Raw genomic sequence first — 18,611 nt, 5'->3', positions numbered from 1 at the left:
GAAGGACAAAAGGAAGGCTAAAGGCTCCGGAACTGTCCTTCATAAGGGCTCTAAAGGACAAAAGGAAGGCTAAAGGCTCCGGAACTGTCCTTCATAAGGGCTCTGAAGGACAAAAGGAAGGCTAAAGGCTCCGGAACTGTCCTTCATAAGGGCTCTAAAGGACAAAAGGAAGGCTAAAGGCGAAGGAACCGTCCTTCATAAGGGCTCTGAAGGACAAAAGGAAGGCGAAGAGCAAAGGAACTGTCCTTCATAAAGGTTCTAAAGGACAAAACAAAGCCGAAAAGCGAAACAAGTGTCCTTCATAATAAAAGTAGTTACGAAACATGGGAGAGTTAGAAAATGCTAAAGTTATACATTGTGAGACATGGGGAAACAGAATGGAATAAGACCAGCCGCATCCAAGGAAGACTTAATTCGAATTTAACAGATAAAGGAAGAGAGTACGCGAGGCTGCTCGGAGAAAAGCTGAAGGATACCGAATTTACAGGGATTATTTCGAGCCCAAGTGAAAGGGCGCTTGAAACAGCGCAAATTCTTCGCGGAGCTCGTACTACAACTATCCAGAAAGACGAGCGGATTATGGAAATGCATTTAGGTCCATGGCAGGGGTTAACGACAAAGGAGATCAAGGCGCAATATCCGAATGAATATGAATCCTATATGAACGAGCCTGACCGGTTTCAAAACGGGGACGGAGAAACCTTTATGGATATGCTGGACAGGGCCCATGATTTTCTGCAGGAATTGAAAAATAGTGAAATGGACGGCAATCTGTTAGTGGTGACGCACGGCCTTTTTATTAAAATTCTTTATCTTATTTTTAAAGCGATTGATTTAAAGGACTTTTGGACGGAGCCAACGGTTGACGGAACGAGTCTATCTGTTGTGAAAGTAGAAAATGGGCAATTTGAGCTAGTAATTGAGAGTGACATGAGTCATGTGACGGAAACGGATTCTTCTAGACGTTCATAGGATCTAAGAAAGCAAAATAAGCACATGTAGTATATAATAGAAGGATGTTTAACCAGAGTGAGCAATTGACTCTGTTTTTTTGTGTAATGAAAGAATAGAAATAAAGGGGTATTATTCATGCCATGGGTACTTTTATTCCTTGCTGGTTTAAGTGAGATTGTTTGGGCCTTTGGATTAAAAAATTCAAGTGGTTTTACGGACCCGTTATGGTCTACTGTTACCATTTTCTTTATTGTGGTCAGCTTTATTTTGTTTGCCAAAGCAATGAGAACCATTCCAATTGGGACAGCGTACGCAGTGTTTACGGGGATCGGGGCAGCGGGAACAGTTGTGATTAGTATGTTATTTTTGAATGAGTCTGGCGGGTTTTTAAAGATTCTCTTCCTTTGCCTGCTGATTGGCGGTATTATCGGCTTAAAGATGACGGTGAGTGAAAATGAACAGGAAAAGGATAGATAGCAATGGAATGGATTTATTTAATAATTGCCGGATTGTGTGAGGTCGGCTTTGTTATTTTTATGAAGTTATCGGAGGGCTTTACTCGTCATCGCTATACCATCCTAACACTTGTCTTGAGTGCCTTCAGCTTTTACTTTTTATCAAAAGCCCTGCTTGTGATTCCGATTGGAACAGGCTATGGAATCTGGACCGGTATTGGGGCAGCAGGCAGTGTCATTCTGGGGATTCTATTTTTTGGTGAATCACGGAATTGGAAACGTGTCATGTTCATTCTCATGATTGTTGCTGGTGTGGTTGGGTTGAAATCAATTGCCTAAAGAAAATGAAATAAATTACATATACTCATAAAAAGGACATTCACTTTTTTTACAAAATATTTACAGGAGACTGAACTTAAGGTTTCGGTTCAGCCCACCTATACATATAATAGGCAATGGGTGTGTAAATGCGGGATATGTCATATAACGAAAAACTGACTGCAATAACGTGTAAGAAATCCTCCCGCAGATGCTGTAAAGTGGTAAAATGTTAAATGTTAAAGGTGTCATTTATATATTGGAGGTCTAAAATGAAAACGAAATTAGGTTTATTATATGGTGGAAAATCTGCTGAGCATAAAGTATCTCTACGGACAGCATTGGCTGTAAATAAAGCGTTAGACCATACTAAATTTGAAATATATCCGATCTATATTACTGAAAAGGGTGAATGGATCAAAGGTGAGCAGTTAAATGGACCGGTTGAAAAGGTTGAAGACCTGCAATTTTCACAAACAGCATCATCTGATACAAATTTTTCAACAAAGCTTTTCCAAGCAGTGGATGGAAAAACCTTTGATGTAATTTTTCCGTTATTGCATGGACCGAACGGCGAGGATGGCACGGTACAAGGCCTCTTAGAATTACTAAATCTTCCGTATGTTGGAAATGGCGTTCTTGCCTCATCGGCAGGTATGGATAAAGTGGTAATGAAAAATATTTTTGCCCATGCTGGTCTGAATCAGGTTCAATATGTTTCATTTATTAAAAGTGAGTGGAATGCAAAGCCGGAGTTAGTTTATGAGAAGGTTGAAAAAGAGCTTGGCTACCCTTGCTTCGTGAAGCCGGCCAATCTTGGTTCGAGTGTCGGAATCAGCAAGTGTTCAAATCATACTGAGCTGGAAAATGCGTTTCAGGAAGCCTTTCAATTTGATCGCAAGGTTATTGTCGAAGAAGGCGTTACAGCAAGAGAAGTTGAAATTGCTGTGCTTGGAAATGATGATCCGAAATGCTCTGTTGTGGGGGAAATTGTACCGAAGGAAGATTTCTATGATTATAAAGCAAAATATGAAGATGGCGATACGGCACTAATTATCCCAGCTTCTATTTCCGAGGAAGAGTACAAAACCTTAAGTGAAATGGCAATAAAGGCGTTTAAGGCACTTGATTGTTCAGGACTTGTAAGAGCGGATTTCTTTTTAACAAAGGATGGGACAGCGATGATTAATGAAGTGAATACCATGCCTGGATTTACGCCTGTAAGTATGTTCCCTCTTCTATGGAAGCATACAGAATTGGAATATCCACAGCTAATTGAAACGCTTGTTCAATTGGGGATTGAAAGACATAAAGAAAAGCAAAACATTAAATATACATTCTAAAGCCCGGAAATGACCGTAATGATGAGGAGGGCCCAATGATTAAAAGAACATTAGACCAGATACAGAAGATGATAAAAGTCGAGAACGATCTAACAGCATTTCAAGAGGTATCCATAGATGGGGTGTCCATTGATTCTCGAAGAATAACGCCAGGAAATTTATTTGTTCCATTTAAAGGGGAGCACTCGGATGGACATCGATTTGTTGAAGCCGCGTTAAAAGGCGGAGCGGCCGCTGCACTTTGGCAAAAGGATGTTCCCAATCCTCCTTCAAACCTGCCCATTATTGTTGTAGAGGATACTCTACTTGCTTTACAGGAATTGGCACGAGCCTATCGTAATGAGCTTAATGTAAAAGTAGTTGGGATTACTGGCAGCAATGGAAAAACAACTGTGAAGGATATGACAGCGAACCTGTTGGCGCTTCAATATAAGGTGCAAAAAACGGAAGGAAACTATAATAACCATATTGGAATGCCGCTAACGATTCTTTCGCTTGATGAGGATACAGATATAGCGGTTCTTGAAATGGGAATGAGCGGCAGAGGGGAAATTGAATTTCTTTCAAAGCTTGCACGACCTGAGGTGGTGGTTATTACAAATATCGGTGAATCCCATTTACAGGATTTGGGTTCAAGAGAAGCAATTGCAGCGGCAAAGCTTGAAATTATTGATGGGTTAAAGGAGAACGGTTTAATCATCTACTTCGGTGATGAATTATTACTGAAGGAAGGCCTTTCCAATTATGCGGGCAGTGCGGATATCAAGACCTTTGGACGCATGAATTCAAATGATTTGTATCCACTTGAATGGGAAACCAATCAAAATGGAAGCACATTTAAGATAAATGGCGAGGAAACCGAATTTTCTCTACCGGTGCTCGGCGCCCATAATATTTTAAATGCACTAAGCGCCATGCTGGCAGCGCAGCATTTTCAAATCCCGTTCTATCAGATGAATGCTGGTTTTTCAGGCTTGAAATTAACCAATATGAGAATGGAATTAGTAGAAGGGAAAAATGGTGAAAAGATTATCAATGATGCATACAATGCCAGCCCAACATCGATGAAGGCTGCCGTTGATCTTGTGTCCAATCTCCCTGATTATGAAAGAAAAATTCTCGTACTTGGGGATATGCTAGAGCTCGGGGAAAAGGAAAATGAATTTCACTTTGAAATGGGAAAATATCTTGACCCAGAAAAGGTCGATTATGTGTTTACCTTTGGTCAGCTAGGAACGGAAATTGCGGCCGGAGCCAAGACCGTTTTCACAGCCGACAGAGTATTTTCCTTTATAGATAAACCAGCTCTGATTGAAGAGCTGGAAAAGTATACAAATGAAGAGACGCTTGTTCTAGTAAAGGCCTCCAGAGGCATGAAGCTTGAAGAAGTGGTGAATGCTTTATTAAACTAAGAACGAGGACCTTGTAGAATACAGGGTCTTCGCTTTTTCGTTTTTTCAAAAGAACAAGGGGATTTACGCTTACTGTTTATATTTTCCATGCGTATCTTTATAGGGAATGCGTGAAAAATACATTAGAGCACTTCATTCTAACTTCATTCAGCGGAGGTCCTCCTTTTCTAATGTTAAGGGTGAATGAAAATGGCTCTTCGATTCAGTGGGGGCCCAGCCCTAGCTGAATGAAGTTAAGCCTCCGGCGGATGTCTCGGATTTTTTAAAGGTATTCTATCGAGCGAGCTCGATAAAAATCCGGACGCAAATTCGACGGGCGAATTTGATTATTGGCGGTGGTTTTTGCATGATTGGTTGCTTATGTATACATGGTTTTACGGGGGCCCCATCTGAGGTTGAACCGCTTGTTCATTTTTTAAACAGTCATACAGATTGGAAGCTGGCTGTTCCGACATTGCCTGGTCATGGCGATTCGTTAAATTTAAAAGGGGTTCAATATAATCAATGGATTAAGCATGCTGAACAAGAGCTTGAAAAATTACTTGATACCTGTGAAAAGGTGTATGTTGTAGGGTTTTCGATGGGTGGCATGATCGCAAGTTATTTAGCTGTTCATTTTCCGGTTGAAAAGCTAGTTCTCTTAAGTGCTGCAGCCTACTATGTGAATCCAAAACAGCTTGCCATTGATATTGGGGCAATGGTTAAAGACCTGTACAATGGAAAGCTCAATGAGAATGAACTGTTTTTACGGTACAAACGAAAATTGAAGGAAACTCCTTTAGCAGCAACACTGCAATTTCGTAAGCTTGTCTATTCAATTAGACCGTTAGTGCCTCAAATTAGCGTTCCAACCTTTATTGCCCAAGGTGAGGTAGATGGTGTTGTACCGCCAAAAGCAGCTCAATATTTATATAGCCAAATTGGTTCATCATCAAAGAAGCTTTTTTATTTGAAGAATTCAAAGCATTTGATATGTCATAGTGATGAGAGAGAAGATTTATTTGAAAATATCCTTTATTTTCTAAAAGCAGGGGTTAAGTAATTTTCTTTTTTGCATATACTTTATGAATACTATTTCCACACTTCCTCCTAGGCTATGGATCTTTCTTGCAAATAGGCGGGATAACTGGTAAAATTACCATCAAAGTGCCAATGAGAGAATTTCTTTCGAACCCAGACATACTCCATTTGGAGAATGTCTTTTTTCACTTTTTTTGTATGTAGGAAACGGAGGACGGACAGCTTACATTGAGTTGTTTAAATAGTATTGATACGTTATTCCGCTTCATCAGAGTCACGAAGCCTTCCTCCACGACGCCGGCTATAGGGATAATAGTGCGGCTCTTCAATTCAAAAATTCCTCCATACTAAATGGTGGCGTACAACACTATACGGATTTTGTATGTATTGTATGTATTGCTGCGTTAACTTCATTCAGCAAAAGTTATCCACTTCAATAAGAGCTAGAGATTGTTGAACTTTCTCTGATTTAAGCAGGGTTTCAACCCTGATGAATGAAGTTAAGCCTTCGACGGACCTTGCGATTACTACAGTAGATTTATCGAGTGAGCTCGTTAAGAAAACTGCACGTAAATTCGACGGGGCGAATTTGATCGAATAATCTCCGCAGGAATTTGGCTCGGGAGAAAACCACACTAGCCACTTTATATAGACTATTTTGTTACAATTAAAGGAGATTGGAAAAATTGACAAAATTTGAAGAATTGAATATTAGTCCGGCCACATTAAAATCATTAAAGAGAATGGGATTTGAGGAAGCAACTCCTATTCAAGCTGAAACAATTCCATTGGGTCTGGGTAACAAGGATTTAATCGGTCAAGCACAAACAGGTACGGGAAAAACAACTGCATTCGGCGTTCCGATGATTGATAAAATTGACTACACAAAGGATATCATTCAGGGAATCGTTATTGCACCGACAAGGGAGCTTGCTATCCAGGTTTCAGAGGAGCTGTACAAAATTGGTTATGGTAAAAGAGCGCGTGTCCTTTCTATCTATGGCGGACAGGATATTAACAGACAGATTCGTGCTTTAAAAAGACCTCCTCATATTATTGTAGGTACTCCTGGTCGTCTGCTTGACCATATCAATCGGAACACACTTAAGCTTGATCATGTCCAAACGGTTATATTGGATGAAGCAGATGAAATGTTGAACATGGGATTCATTGAAGATATCGAAGCTATCTTAGCCCAAACTCCGGAAGACCATCAAACATTGCTTTTCTCAGCGACTATGCCTGGACCAATTCAGCGTATCGCAGAGCGTTTTATGAAGGACCCGCAAATTGTACGTGTAAAAACGAAAGAAGTGACGGTGTCCTCCATTGAACAGTACTATATTGAAGTACAGGAAAAAGCCAAGTTTGATGTGTTGACAAGGCTTTTAGATATTCAAGCACCAGAGCTAGCCATTATCTTTGGACGGACGAAAAGACGGGTCGATGAGCTTTCTGAAGCACTAAACCTTCGCGGATATAATGCGGAAGGAATCCATGGTGACTTAAGTCAAGCAAAAAGACTGTCTGTATTAAGAAAGTTTAAGGAAGGTTCCATTGATGTCCTTGTAGCTACGGATGTGGCTGCACGCGGCTTAGATATTTCAGGCGTTACACATGTGTATAATTTCGATATCCCGCAAGATCCTGAAAGCTATGTTCATCGAATTGGCAGAACAGGCCGTGCCGGTAAAACAGGCGTTGCGATGACGTTGATTACACCGCGTGAAAAATCCTATCTTCATGTTGTTGAAAAAACAACAAGAAAGAAAATGGAGCGTATGGAGCCGCCAACATTAGATGAAGCATTAGAAGGCCAACAAAAAGCGGCAATGGAGAAAATCATTCAAACGATTGAGGGGAATAATCTTCAATATTATAAGCAGGCTGCAGATGAACTGTTAGAGGGGCATGATGCTTCTACCGTTGTGGCTGCTGTATTAAAAATGCTGACAAAAGAGCCTGATACAACTCCGGTAAAATTGACAGAAGAAAAACCTCTGCCAGCAAAGCGTGACCGTAAATTTGATGACCGTAAACGCGGCGCATATGATAATAACCGTAAGAGAACACCAATGAAGTCACGTCAAGGCCACGGCCATGGCGGAAAGCGCCCAAATAACTCGCAATACAAATCAAAATCAAACAGCTATAAATAATAGATAGGGTGTCAGGCACCACAAAAAGACAGATTGAGTAATTTGTCCATATGTGGTGCCTGACACCTTTTTTCATACTGAAACTAAATATGAGATGAAACGTACATATTACAAAGGGATATGATTTGTGAATTCAGGGGGAGAAACCATGGTATTGGAACCGAAAAATAGGATTTCTGAAAGAGCATTAAGGGTTTGGCGAATTTCGGGAGCTGTTATTTCCGCCGTCTTTTTGCTTTTGGCCGGCGGAGTAATTGGTCTCACGATTTTCTTTGATTGGCCGATTTGGATTAGTGTTACCGCTATTATTTTATTCATTTTATCTATTTACTTTTTTGTCATACTGTTTCCTTCGCTGCGTTGGAAGCGTTGGCGTTATGAAGTTCGAGAACAGGAAATAGAATTACAGCATGGTTTGTTTGTCATCAAACGTACACTTGTCCCGATGGTCCGTGTCCAGCACGTAGATACCGCACAGGGGCCAATATTGCGAAAGTATAAGTTAGCTTCTGTCACGGTTTCAACCGCAGCCACAACTCATGAAATACCTGCTTTAGAGCTTTCGGAGGCGGAGGAAATGAGAATATCGATTTCAAGGCTGGCAAGGGTGGCCGATGAAGATGTCTGAACCGAAACGGCTTCATCCCATAACGAGTGTAATTAACTTTTTAAAGTCTTTGAAGGAATTTATTGCCCCATTTATTATTATCTTTTTATTTGGAGGGAAGGGTCCTGGACTAGACCTATGGCAAATGATTTTCACAGCCTCCTTCATCGTGCTTTCACTAGTCGGTGGTATCTTATCATGGCTGCGGTTCACCTACCGGGTAGAGGAAGGCGAGTTAAGAATAGAATCAGGCTTGTTTGTAAGAAAAAAACGATATATTCCATTTGAAAGGATTCAGAGTCTCGACTTTTCAGAGGGACTTCTACAGCGTCCATTTGGCCTTGTAACTGTAAAGGTAGAAACTGCAGGCTCAAGCGGTTTAAATAATGCTGAAGCGGTGTTAACCGCGATCAAGAAACAGGATGCTGTGGCAATCCAGGATATTTTAACTTCTGTTAAAAGAAACCAGACGCAATATAGGGAAATCGAGGAATCAGATATCGTTTATACCATGAAGCCTTCGCAGCTTATGCTCCTTGCTTCAACATCAGGGGGTGCAGGTGTAGTGATATCTGCCTCTCTCGCCTTTATTTTACAGTTTGATGAATTGATTCCGTTTGAAAAAGTTTTTAAGGAGCTGCAGGGCTATATCTCTAACGGTATTGCTTTTGTGAGCATTGCTCTCTTCCTGCTATTCTTGCTCGCGTGGTTTATTGCTGTAGTTGGAACGATGTTCAAGTATGCCGGTTTTACAGTGAAAAAGGTGGAAGAGGATTTAGTCATCTCAAGAGGATTGCTCGAAAAAAGACAGCTTACGATTCCATTAAATCGGATTCAAGGGATTCTAATCAGTGAAAATATCATCAGGCAGCCAATTGGGTATTGCTCTGTTTACTTAGAAAGTGCAGGGGGTTCCCTAGAAAAGAACAGTTCAAAGACTCTCCTCCTGCCGATTATTAAGAAAAAAGAGGTTGCTGCCCTTTTATCTCCGTTTTTACATGATTATTGCTTTAGTCCAGAATTGGTTCCGGCACCAAAACGGGCGTTAAAAAGGTATATGTTTCGAGGGTTGCTGCTCCCGTTGATCATTGCAGCAGCGGCGATTATTTTTTTCAGACCTTGGGGCTTTTTATCATTAGTGCTGATACCATTTGCGGCAATTTGGGCTTTTCTTAATTATAAGGATGCCGGCTGGAGCTTACATCAGCAGCAATTAACCTTAACCTACCGAGGAATTGTGAAAAATACCTTTTATATGAGGAAAAATAAGATCCAGTCCCTAACGTTAGCTAGGAGTCCTTTTCAAGAGAGGCAAGCTCTCGGAACCATTCATGCAACGGTAAAATCCGGAGTCGGCCCCTCAGGCGGCGAAGTAGTGGACATCGAGAAACAGGACTGTCTTACGATTTATAATTGGTATACGTATCAATAAGCTAGGGTGCCTGACTTCTGAACGTCGACCTGGGAAACGGCGACATTCAGAAGTCAGGCACGTTTTTTTAACGTTAAAGCTCCAATTAGGAATCCGGAAAGAAAACCGAATAGGTGGGAAATGATGTTTATATTCGGCTGAAGAAAGGTCATGATAATACTAATGACGGCGATGGTGGTTATTAACTGTCTATTATCCTTTGACAACAGATGTTTACGGAACACAATCAAGCTGATGTACATACCGAATAAGCCAAAAATAGCTCCACTTGCACCCAGGTGGATGTATGTAACAGGCTCAATCAATAATGTGGCCAAATTGGCCGAAACCCCCGTAGCTAAATAAACCCAGGTAAACCGAAAGCGTCCCAGAAGCCTCTCTAATGCTGGTCCAAACAGTACAAGTGAAAAGCTGTTAAAAAGGACATGTGAGAATCCGCTATGCAGAAAAATCGGTGTTACCAATCTCCAAATTTCTCCCTGCCAAATATACAAGTTAACGCCTGTTAACAATTCCAAGAGCAAGGAGTTGGGGAAAATAGGCAATGAGGTTACTAGATATAATATAATATGGATGGAAACAATCACAGAAACAACTGGATAATACCGAATAAATTCTTTAAAGCTTTCTGTTCGTGTAAACATGTACCCCTCCTAAATTTGGTAGCTGGATAAATCATAACACAACCAGTTTTAGAGCAAAACAAAATGGATTGATGATGGCTTGTTTATGCTATTTCATATGCACAAAAAATTATAGATAGAAGGAAGATATAAAATGATTTCAGGAATTGGTCTCGATATCGTTGAATTACAGCGGATAAAAAAAGTCGCAGAACGTCAATCTAAATTTGTGGAACGGATCCTGACCCCTTTTGAGAAAGAAGCCTATGAGCAGTTATCTGATAAAAGGAGGATTGAATACCTTGCAGGTCGATTTGCGGCAAAAGAAGCATTTGCTAAAGCATTTGGAACAGGGATTGGTGAACAGCTTTCCTTTCTTGATATTCAAGTGGAGAATGATGAAAAAGGAAAGCCGTTTATCAGTAAACCTCGACAGAACGGTGTTCATTTATCCATTACCCACAGTGCTGAATATGCAGCGGCACAGGTGATTATTGAAAATTAATTAACCTGAGTCAGAAAGAACTGCAAGAATTCCTTCACCCTAGCTCGTCATATTATAAGTGGTTGTCTCATATATTCATAGTGCAATAGGAGAGACAAGGCCAGGTGTATTTTATGAGCTCTCCTTCTACGTAATGGAAATGAGACAAAAGGGGTTGAAGGAATGAAGAAGAAGATATTCATGCTGGCTTTAGGGCTCATGGTTGTCCTTGTATTATCTGCCTGTGGAACGAAATCACAAGAAGATGTCGTAAAGGATTTGAATACGAAGCTTGAGGATTTGGGCGGGTATAAGGCAAAGGCAAAAATGACCTTACAGATGGGAACAGAGCCGCATACGTATGAAGTAGAGATTTGGCATAAAGAGCCTGATTTCTACCGGGTTGATTTAAAAAATGCCCAGAGGGATCAAAATCAAATGATTCTCCGCAATGAAGAAGGTGTCTTTGTATTAACTCCTGCCCTAAATAAAAGCTTTAAGTTCCAAAGTGACTGGCCTCAAAATAGCAGCCAAGCTTATTTATATGAGTCGCTTGTCAAGGATATTATGGAGGATAAAGAAGCAAAATTCACGGCTACAAAGGAACACTATGTATTTGAAACCAAAACAAGGTACCAAAATAATAAGATGCTTCCATACCAGGAGATTACGTTAAATAAAAAGGACCTTGCACCGATTAGTGTGAAGGTCATGGATTCCGACCATAATGCACTTGTGACCGTTAAATTTTCTGATGTGAAATTTGATGCCAGCTTTGATAAAAATGACTTCAATGTCCAAAAGAATATGACGGGTGCACAGCTAGATACAACGGTAATGGCTGATTTGAAAAATCAAGAATTAACGGTTAAATATCCGGAGGAAATTCCTGGCGTTCATTTAGTAGGTGAAAAGGAAGTAAAAATAGATACTGGGAAACGAATTGTACTCACGTATGAAGGGGATAAATCCTTTACACTTGTTCAAGAAAAAACAACGGTTATGCCTGCTACAGCTGGACCGACAAATGTGACAGGTGAACTAGTCGATCTAGGCTTTACAATTGGAGCGCTAACTGATAATAGTTTAACTTGGACAAATGATGGTGTGGATTATATGATTGCTTCTAATGATTTGACACCAGAGGAAATGGTTGAAATTGCACGTACAGTTCAAAGTAACGCTGTAAAATAAGAAAAAAACGGCTGACTAAATGGTGTTAGATTCTGCAAGTATAATAACAGGGTAAATGAATAATCGGTATCTATTTGTTTATGCTAGATATTGTATGGCAGGGTCTGACACCTTACAAAAGGGTCAGCCTTTTTCATTGTTGTCAAGAGGGTGAGGTAGACGAACCCAGTTTTCGTCTCAAAAGTTTAGAGAACCTCTGTATTTATTTTTAAACCCATTTGACAAGTGCTTACACTAGTTTGATAATCGAAATATACAGATAAAAACGTCAACTAAAGAGAGGATTATTCAAATGGGTGTTCAACCGTTTTATCGGGATACTTGGGCAGAGGTTAATCTTGACAACATTTATTATAATGTGGAATCATTGAAAAATATTTTACCGAATAATGTGGCTTTATTTGCTGTTGTTAAAGCTAATGCATATGGGCATGGGGATATTCAAGTAGCACGTACAGCCATACGAGCGGGCGCCTCCTATTTAGCTGTCGCGCTTATTGATGAAGCCATTGCATTAAGAAAAAAAGGCCTTACGGAGCCGGTGCTTGTATTAGGGGCAAGCAGACCGGAAAATGCTGCGTTAGCTGCTGAATATGATATTACACTGACCGTTTTTCAAAAGGAATGGATAGACAAAGCAGTGGAGTTTTTAAAGGATAGTAAACCTCTGAAGCTTCACATCAAAGTTGATACGGGTATGGGCAGGATTGGAGTGAAAACTAAGCAGGAGCTTAGGGAAGTTGAATCTGCCATCAGAACCAATTCGTGTTTCTATTTAGAGGGTGTATTTACACATTTTGCAACAGCTGATCAGTTGGATCGGACCTATTATGAACAGCAGTTAGCTTCGTTTACTAAGCTGGTGGAAAGCTTTGAACAGCGTCCTGAAATGGTTCATTCCAGCAATTCTGCAGCAGCACTTCGCTACCCGGAAAGCTATTTTAATGGCGTTCGTTTTGGCATTTCAATGTATGGGTTAAGTCCTTCAACGGAAATCGAGACGGTACTGCCTTATCCACTCAAAGAGGCTTTTTCACTGCGTACGAAGCTTGTTCATGTGAAGGAACTACAGAAGGGTGAGAATGTGGGCTACGGTGCGACCTATGAAGCAAAAGCGCAGGAGTGGATTGGAACGCTGCCGATTGGCTATGCCGATGGCTGGATCCGTAAACTTTCTAGACAAGCAGTTTTAGTGAATGGAAAAAGAGCATCGATTACAGGACGGATTTGTATGGACCAAATGATGATTAAGCTTCCTTCCTACGTACCAGTAGGAACAGAGGTTACCCTCATTGGCAGACAAGGAAATGAACTTATATCGGTGAATGAGATAGCTGATGTATTAGAGACAATCAACTATGAGGTTACCTGTATGATGTCTAATCGAATCCCGCGTGTATACCTCCAGGATGGTAAAATAGTCGAAGTGGTCAATGGTTTGTTATAATATTATTGACACTGAGATTTACCGAAAAATGCGTTTAAGCAATATTAATTTTTGTTAGCAGGTTGATTGTAGTGGAAGGCACGAAGACTCCTCGAAAATTCTATCGAATTTTCTCGTGCGTGGGCGGATTCAAGGAAGTAATTCAATGTCCTGCGGGAGAAGCGAGACAGTCGAGACCCCGCAGACACGTAGTGTCGAGGAGGCTCGGCGGTCGCCCGCGGAAAGCGAAGTGCCTGGAACGGAAATCAACAACATAGTTTAATCGGAAAACTAAATAGAAATAAAATTATCGACATAAACTAGTCAATTAAGCGTATGTATGCATAAAAGGCTATTTTTTGGGACGATAATATTGAAGAATCCTTGAATAGTCTTTGCATTAATAAAAAATAATGATATTATAAAAAATGGTAGAGTGAATAGGTGTGTATTGATGGTGGAGGTGTACAATTGTGTCTGAGTCAAGTGTAACGACAGAGATTATGATAAAATTACCGCAACATCTATTAAGTGAGTTAGACGGTTTTGTCAAACAAGAAAATGTGAATCGTAGTGAATTTATTTATCAAGCAACGAAAATGTACTTGCGTGAGCGAAAGAAAAGACATATTCGTGAATCCATGAGACGGGGCTATATGGAAATGGCCAAAATAAATTTGACGATTGCATCTGAAGCATTTCAAGCGGAATATGAGGCAGAACACACAGTTGAACGTCTAGTAAGCGGAGGCTAAACCTTTGATTGTCAAACGTGGAGACGTATATTTTGCGGACCTTTCCCCAGTTGTTGGTTCAGAACAAGGCGGGGTGCGCCCTGTACTCGTCATTCAAAACGACATCGGGAATCGGTTTAGTCCCACAGTAATTATTGCAGCAATCACAGCTCAAATTCAAAAAGCGAAGCTGCCTACACATGTTGAAATTGATGCGAAGCGATATGGTTTTGAACGAGATTCGGTCATTCTTTTAGAGCAAATTCGTACAATTGATAAGCAACGCTTAACCGATAAAATAACTCATCTCGATGATGAAATGATGGAAAAGGTCAATGAAGCCCTGCAAATTAGTTTAGGTCTTATTGAATTTTAAATCATATAAAAAACGTCCTTATACTTAGGGGCGTTTTTATTATTTTCTTAAGTTCGTTGAAATTTGTTTGCTGAAACACAGCGGTTTGAATGGTTATCAGGCGGGTGAATTTGTTAAAATAAAGATATTACTCATTATTGGAGGCAGTGCGATTGGAAAATACTCTAGAAAAGCAAGCGGATTTATTTCAATTAATAGCATCAGAGCAATCTCTTGCTGTTAAACAAATAAAAAATGTCATAGCCATGCTTGATGAAGGGAACACAGTGCCGTTCATTGCCCGTTATCGAAAAGAGCAGACCGGTTCTCTAGATGAAGTACAGATACGGGATATTATGGAAAGATGGCAATATATACAAAATCTGGAGCACCGTAAAGAAGAAGTTATCCGACTGATTGACGAGCAAGGGAAACTGACACCTGAACTTCAGCAAAGCATAGTAAAAGCCGTGAAGCTGCAGGAAGTTGAGGATTTGTACCGTCCGTATAAACAAAAAAGACGTACAAAAGCAACGATTGCGAAGGAAAAGGGGTTAGAGCCGTTTGCGGAGTGGCTGTTGACGTTCCCTAAAGGTGGTTCAATAGAGGAAGAGGCAAGCAAATACTTATCGGATGAAAAAGAAGTTACTACGGTTGAAGATGTTTTGACAGGTGCCAAAGACATTATAGCTGAAATGGTCTCAGATGAAGCGGAGGGTCGAAAGTGGATCCGAAGAGAAACAAGTAAAAAAGGAATCATCGAAACATCTGAAAAAGACTCTGAAAAAGATGAGAAGAAAGTATATGAAATGTATTATTCTTATGAGGAGCCAGTAAGCAAAATTGTCCCGCATCGAATTTTAGCCCTGAACCGCGGAGAAAAAGAGGATATTCTACGTGTGAACATTAAACCGGATGTAGAATTTATCGTGAAATACCTACATAAAAAATGGATTCGTCATACAGGATCTATTACGGCTCCCATTGTTTCAGAAGCGATTGAAGATGGCTATAAACGATTGATTCAGCCCTCTATTGAAAGGGATATTCGTAATGAGTTAACGGAAAAGGCAGAGGAACAGGCCATTCATATCTTCTCAGAAAATTTGAGAAATCTATTGCTTCAGCCGCCGTTAAAAGGAAAAGTAGTGCTCGGGGTCGATCCGGCTTATCGGACCGGATGTAAGCTAGCCGCCGTTGATGAGACTGGAAAGGTGTTAACGATTGGTGTTATCTACCCGCATCCACCGGTATCCAAAACAAAGGAAGCCAAGGAAAAGTTTGTGAAGATCTTGAAGGATTACAAGGTCGAAATGGTGGCAATTGGAAATGGGACAGCCTCAAGGGAAACAGAGCAGTTTGTCGCCGATGTATTAAAGGAACTGCCTGAAGAGATCTTTTATTTAATCGTGAATGAGGCTGGGGCTAGTGTATACTCTGCCTCTGACATTGCAAGGGAAGAATTCCCTGATTATCAGGTGGAGGAAAGAAGTGCAGTCTCTATTGCAAGACGTCTACAGGATCCGCTAGCTGAACTGGTGAAAATTGACCCCAAATCAGTTGGTGTCGGTCAATACCAACATGATGTCTCACAAAAAAAATTGACAGAATCCCTTACATTTGTTGTTGAAACGGTTGTTAACCAGGTTGGCGTAAATGTGAATACAGCTTCTCCTTCACTGCTGCAGTATGTTTCAGGACTTTCAAAAACAGTTGCAAACAATATTGTTAAGAAGAGAGAGGAAGAAGGAAGATTTACATCAAGGAAGCAATTAAAGAAAATTCCTCGCTTAGGGGCTAAAACCTATGAACAGGCCATTGGATTTTTAAGAGTTGTAGATGGCGTTGAACCGCTAGACAGAACATCTATCCATCCGGAAAATTATGATGCGGTTGAAAGGCTGCTAAAGTCTCTTGGCTTCACCTCTACTGATTTAGGTACAGAGGAGTTAAAAAAGGTTTTAGCTGCAATTGATATTAAGCAAACAGCTGAAGAGCTAACAATTGGTGAATTGACACTACAGGATATTGTAGACGCGCTCGTTAGACCAGAAAGAGATCCGCGTGACGAATTGCCAACTCCGCTTCTGAAAAAGGATATCCTTAAGCTTGAAGACTTAAAGTCCGGGATGGAACTGCAAGGAACGGTCCGTAATGTCGTAGACTTTGGTGCTTTTGTAGATATTGGAGTCAAACAAGATGGTCTTGTCCATATTTCAAAATTGAGCCGTCAGTTTGTAAAGCATCCTCTTGATATCGTCTCTGTTGGGGATGTAGTAACTGTCTGGGTCGATTCAGTTGATTTAAATAAAGGCAGAGTGGCATTAACTATGCTTTCACCGGCAGAAGGCTAAGAGGTTTATAAATATATAATCTAACAGGGCTGTCCTATCAAATGTCAGAATCCACACGACACTTTTCATGTGGCTTCTATACATAAGTATGGGACAGTCCTGTAATAGGTTCAAAAATGTTTTTTCCTATAAATGAACCAGCATTGATTTAACAGTTTAATTTGGTATCTGTTTTTTTCATAAAAGGCTTTTTGGATTTGATTTTGAAACCAAGTAGGCATATGAGAACCTCCCGGACAAAAATCTTATTGATTATCATTAGTCTATGCTGATATAGTTTGTCATGTGCGTAATGGTGTGAAGGAGATGAATGAATATGGATAATCAAGAGTTACAAAAACTAGTGGAAAATATCTCACTAGAGTATTTCCATAAGCCCTTTCGACATCAAGCCACCTTTAATTCCCGGCTAAAAACAACTGGAGGCCGTTATCTATTAAACAGTCATGACATTGAAATGAATATTAAATACTATCAGCAGTTAGGGATTAGTGAGTTAATTGGCATTATAAAACATGAGCTGTGCCATTATCATCTTCATTTAGAGGGGAAGGGCTACAAGCATCAGGATAAGGATTTTAAGGTTCTAATGGATAAGGTTGGGGCACCAAGGTACTGCTCGACACTTCCGGAAAAGGCTGCAGGTCAAAGAAGTCAAAAGGTTTTAACGTATTTTTGCAGCAGCTGTCATCAGGTGTATAGCCGGAAGAGAAGAATGGATACAAAAAAATATGTTTGTGGGATCTGCAGGGGGAAATTAGTTTTTAAAGAGGATTGACCTTTATTCAATTGGGTGGTATATTTTTATCCCGTGATTATAAATGTATATTCATTTTAGAATAATTAATGAACAAAATGGACTTGACTTTTATATTTAGCGTAAATATAATATAAAGAGTCGATATTGAGACAAGTTATTCATGCACGGTATTGACGATGAAATACTAACTATTCCGCAGTAGCTCAGTGGTAGAGCTATCGGCTGTTAACCGATCGGTCGTAGGTTCGAGTCCTACCTGCGGAGCCATATGGGGAAGTACTCAAGAGGCTGAAGAGGCGCCCCTGCTAAGGGTGTAGGTCGCGTGAGCGGCGCGAGGGTTCAAATCCCTCCTTCTCCGCCATATTATCATGGCCCGTTGGTCAAGCGGTTAAGACACCGCCCTTTCACGGCGGTAACACGGGTTCGAATCCCGTACGGGTCATCTAGAAAGCGGAAGCGCCTTGCCAAGCGGCGTATGGACTGGAATATCCGGACCGAGATAAAGGAAACACCAAGAGCACGTTAGTGCGATTGGATGTTGACTTATCGTAGGGAGGAATGTGAAGTCCACTAGACGCTAGGCGCTGGAGCTAGACTGCTATCTATTTAATAAACTAATCTGGTCCGGTAGTTCAGTTGGTTAGAATGCCTGCCTGTCACGCAGGAGGTCGCGGGTTCGAGTCCCGTCCGGACCGCCAGTTACTATATTTTGGGCTATAGCCAAGCGGTAAGGCAACGGACTTTGACTCCGTCATTCGTTGGTTCGAATCCAGCTAGCCCAGCCATTTTATTTTTTGAGCCATTAGCTCAGTCGGTAGAGCATCTGACTTTTAATCAGAGGGTCGAAGGTTCGAGTCCTTCATGGCTCATTAAAGATTTTTGCTTATACAATAATCTTTTTATATGCGGGTGTGGCGGAATTGGCAGACGCACTAGACTTAGGATCTAGCGCCGCAAGGCGTGGGGGTTCGACTCCCTTCA

At 40.7% G+C, this 18,611-nt stretch carries 18 protein-coding genes and 6 tRNA genes; 22 read left to right on the top strand and 2 right to left on the bottom strand.

The window, feature by feature from the left end; translation table 11 throughout:
- Window positions 1–339 precede the first annotated feature (339 nt).
- From ACHUFV_RS18150 to ACHUFV_RS18110, 9 genes are all read left to right on the top strand, one after another.
- Window positions 340–972: a histidine phosphatase family protein gene (locus ACHUFV_RS18150; RefSeq protein WP_394236609.1), complete on the top strand. Its 633-nt coding sequence runs from the start codon at window positions 340–342 to the stop codon at window positions 970–972.
- Between the two features lie 117 nt (window positions 973–1,089).
- Window positions 1,090–1,431, top strand: a complete 342-nt coding sequence (locus ACHUFV_RS18145) for a DMT family transporter (protein WP_394236607.1) — start codon at window positions 1,090–1,092, stop codon at window positions 1,429–1,431.
- Window positions 1,432–1,433: 2 nt separating this feature from the next.
- On the top strand, window positions 1,434–1,748 hold the full coding sequence (locus tag ACHUFV_RS18140; RefSeq protein WP_394236605.1) for a DMT family transporter: 315 nt from the start codon (window positions 1,434–1,436) through the stop codon (window positions 1,746–1,748).
- Between the two features lie 251 nt (window positions 1,749–1,999).
- Window positions 2,000–3,070, top strand: coding sequence for a D-alanine--D-alanine ligase (locus ACHUFV_RS18135; RefSeq protein ID WP_394236603.1), 1,071 nt, complete (start codon window positions 2,000–2,002; stop codon window positions 3,068–3,070).
- A gap of 35 nt (window positions 3,071–3,105) precedes the next feature.
- The gene (locus ACHUFV_RS18130) at window positions 3,106–4,482 is read left to right on the top strand and encodes a UDP-N-acetylmuramoyl-tripeptide--D-alanyl-D-alanine ligase (RefSeq protein ID WP_394236601.1); all 1,377 of its coding nucleotides are present in this window, start codon (window positions 3,106–3,108) and stop codon (window positions 4,480–4,482) included.
- Window positions 4,483–4,828: 346 nt separating this feature from the next.
- The gene (locus ACHUFV_RS18125) at window positions 4,829–5,524 is read left to right on the top strand and encodes an alpha/beta hydrolase (RefSeq protein ID WP_394236599.1); all 696 of its coding nucleotides are present in this window, start codon (window positions 4,829–4,831) and stop codon (window positions 5,522–5,524) included.
- 664 nt (window positions 5,525–6,188) lie between these two features.
- The gene (locus ACHUFV_RS18120; RefSeq protein ID WP_394236598.1) at window positions 6,189–7,661 is read left to right on the top strand and encodes a DEAD/DEAH box helicase; all 1,473 of its coding nucleotides are present in this window, start codon (window positions 6,189–6,191) and stop codon (window positions 7,659–7,661) included.
- 148 nt (window positions 7,662–7,809) lie between these two features.
- Window positions 7,810–8,289 carry a PH domain-containing protein gene (locus tag ACHUFV_RS18115; RefSeq protein WP_394236596.1) on the top strand — a complete coding sequence of 160 codons (480 nt, stop codon included), beginning with the start codon at window positions 7,810–7,812 and terminating at the stop codon, window positions 8,287–8,289.
- Complete coding sequence (locus ACHUFV_RS18110) at window positions 8,282–9,700, top strand: PH domain-containing protein (protein ID WP_394236594.1); 1,419 nt, start codon at window positions 8,282–8,284, stop codon at window positions 9,698–9,700. The genes ACHUFV_RS18115 and ACHUFV_RS18110 overlap by 8 nt, the downstream gene beginning before the upstream one ends.
- Before the next feature lie 53 nt (window positions 9,701–9,753).
- Here the strand turns inward: ACHUFV_RS18110 and ACHUFV_RS18105 are convergent, their stop codons facing one another.
- A complete protein-coding gene (locus tag ACHUFV_RS18105) occupies window positions 9,754–10,344 on the bottom strand; it encodes a rhomboid family intramembrane serine protease (protein WP_394236593.1) in 591 nt (196 codons plus the stop codon).
- 133 nt (window positions 10,345–10,477) lie between these two features.
- Here ACHUFV_RS18105 and acpS point away from each other — a divergent pair, with 133 nt between their 5' ends.
- The 6 genes from acpS (at window position 10,478) to ACHUFV_RS18075 (ending at window position 16,870) form a co-directional block, all read left to right on the top strand.
- A complete protein-coding gene (gene acpS / locus ACHUFV_RS18100) occupies window positions 10,478–10,828 on the top strand; it encodes a holo-ACP synthase (RefSeq protein ID WP_394236591.1) in 351 nt (116 codons plus the stop codon).
- A 162-nt stretch (window positions 10,829–10,990) separates the two neighbouring features.
- Window positions 10,991–12,001: a LolA family protein gene (locus ACHUFV_RS18095; protein WP_394236589.1), complete on the top strand. Its 1,011-nt coding sequence runs from the start codon at window positions 10,991–10,993 to the stop codon at window positions 11,999–12,001.
- 292 nt (window positions 12,002–12,293) lie between these two features.
- A complete protein-coding gene (alr, locus tag ACHUFV_RS18090; protein WP_394236587.1) occupies window positions 12,294–13,448 on the top strand; it encodes an alanine racemase in 1,155 nt (384 codons plus the stop codon).
- A 452-nt stretch (window positions 13,449–13,900) separates the two neighbouring features.
- Window positions 13,901–14,182, top strand: a complete 282-nt coding sequence (locus ACHUFV_RS18085; protein WP_150442114.1) for a CopG family ribbon-helix-helix protein — start codon at window positions 13,901–13,903, stop codon at window positions 14,180–14,182.
- A gap of 4 nt (window positions 14,183–14,186) precedes the next feature.
- Window positions 14,187–14,537: a type II toxin-antitoxin system endoribonuclease NdoA gene (ndoA, locus tag ACHUFV_RS18080; RefSeq protein WP_071396434.1), complete on the top strand. Its 351-nt coding sequence runs from the start codon at window positions 14,187–14,189 to the stop codon at window positions 14,535–14,537.
- A 152-nt stretch (window positions 14,538–14,689) separates the two neighbouring features.
- Window positions 14,690–16,870, top strand: a complete 2,181-nt coding sequence (locus ACHUFV_RS18075; RefSeq protein WP_394236585.1) for a Tex family protein — start codon at window positions 14,690–14,692, stop codon at window positions 16,868–16,870.
- Window positions 16,871–16,980: 110 nt separating this feature from the next.
- Here ACHUFV_RS18075 and cmpA read toward each other — a convergent pair whose 3' ends face one another.
- Window positions 16,981–17,091, bottom strand: coding sequence for a cortex morphogenetic protein CmpA (gene cmpA, locus ACHUFV_RS18070; RefSeq protein WP_394236584.1), 111 nt, complete (start codon window positions 17,089–17,091; stop codon window positions 16,981–16,983).
- 95 nt (window positions 17,092–17,186) lie between these two features.
- Between cmpA and ACHUFV_RS18065 the strand changes: the two genes are divergently transcribed.
- The 7 genes from ACHUFV_RS18065 to ACHUFV_RS18035 all read left to right on the top strand — a co-directional run bounded on the left by ACHUFV_RS18065 (window position 17,187) and on the right by ACHUFV_RS18035 (window position 18,499).
- Complete coding sequence (locus ACHUFV_RS18065) at window positions 17,187–17,648, top strand: SprT family protein (RefSeq protein ID WP_394236582.1); 462 nt, start codon at window positions 17,187–17,189, stop codon at window positions 17,646–17,648.
- A gap of 174 nt (window positions 17,649–17,822) precedes the next feature.
- Window positions 17,823–17,897 (top strand) — tRNA-Asn (locus ACHUFV_RS18060).
- Window positions 17,898–17,900: 3 nt separating this feature from the next.
- A tRNA-Ser gene (locus tag ACHUFV_RS18055) sits at window positions 17,901–17,991 on the top strand.
- 9 nt (window positions 17,992–18,000) lie between these two features.
- Window positions 18,001–18,072: transfer RNA gene (locus ACHUFV_RS18050), tRNA-Glu, on the top strand.
- Window positions 18,073–18,251: 179 nt separating this feature from the next.
- A tRNA-Asp gene (locus tag ACHUFV_RS18045) sits at window positions 18,252–18,328 on the top strand.
- 12 nt (window positions 18,329–18,340) lie between these two features.
- Window positions 18,341–18,415 (top strand) — tRNA-Gln (locus ACHUFV_RS18040).
- Window positions 18,416–18,426: 11 nt separating this feature from the next.
- A tRNA-Lys gene (locus ACHUFV_RS18035) sits at window positions 18,427–18,499 on the top strand.
- Window positions 18,500–18,611: the final 112 nt, after the last annotated feature.

This window comes from Niallia oryzisoli, from assembly GCF_043641075.1.
Taxonomy (GTDB): Bacteria; Bacillota; Bacilli; order Bacillales; family Cytobacillaceae; genus Bacillus_BD; species Bacillus_BD oryzisoli_A.
Note: the sequence above shows the minus strand (reverse complement) of the source record. Positions and strands in the feature narration are given on the sequence as shown.

Bases quoted from the DNA above. Each gene is read 5' to 3' on its own strand.
- ACHUFV_RS18110 (WP_394236594.1), top strand. From the start codon at position 8,282: ATGTCTGAACCGAAACGGCTTCATCCCATAACGAGTGTAATTAACTTT.
- acpS (WP_394236591.1), top strand. From the start codon at position 10,478: ATGATTTCAGGAATTGGTCTCGATATCGTTGAATTACAGCGGATAAAA.
- ACHUFV_RS18065 (WP_394236582.1), top strand. From the start codon at position 17,187: ATGGATAATCAAGAGTTACAAAAACTAGTGGAAAATATCTCACTAGAG.
- ACHUFV_RS18125 (WP_394236599.1), top strand. From the start codon at position 4,829: ATGATTGGTTGCTTATGTATACATGGTTTTACGGGGGCCCCATCTGAG.
- ACHUFV_RS18150 (WP_394236609.1), top strand. From the start codon at position 340: ATGCTAAAGTTATACATTGTGAGACATGGGGAAACAGAATGGAATAAG.
- ACHUFV_RS18115 (WP_394236596.1), top strand. From the start codon at position 7,810: ATGGTATTGGAACCGAAAAATAGGATTTCTGAAAGAGCATTAAGGGTT.
- ACHUFV_RS18130 (WP_394236601.1), top strand. From the start codon at position 3,106: ATGATTAAAAGAACATTAGACCAGATACAGAAGATGATAAAAGTCGAG.
- cmpA (WP_394236584.1), bottom strand. From the start codon at position 17,091: ATGCCTACTTGGTTTCAAAATCAAATCCAAAAAGCCTTTTATGAAAAA.
- ACHUFV_RS18135 (WP_394236603.1), top strand. From the start codon at position 2,000: ATGAAAACGAAATTAGGTTTATTATATGGTGGAAAATCTGCTGAGCAT.
- ACHUFV_RS18140 (WP_394236605.1), top strand. From the start codon at position 1,434: ATGGAATGGATTTATTTAATAATTGCCGGATTGTGTGAGGTCGGCTTT.
- ACHUFV_RS18095 (WP_394236589.1), top strand. From the start codon at position 10,991: ATGAAGAAGAAGATATTCATGCTGGCTTTAGGGCTCATGGTTGTCCTT.
- alr (WP_394236587.1), top strand. From the start codon at position 12,294: ATGGGTGTTCAACCGTTTTATCGGGATACTTGGGCAGAGGTTAATCTT.
- ACHUFV_RS18105 (WP_394236593.1), bottom strand. From the start codon at position 10,344: ATGTTTACACGAACAGAAAGCTTTAAAGAATTTATTCGGTATTATCCA.
- ACHUFV_RS18145 (WP_394236607.1), top strand. From the start codon at position 1,090: ATGCCATGGGTACTTTTATTCCTTGCTGGTTTAAGTGAGATTGTTTGG.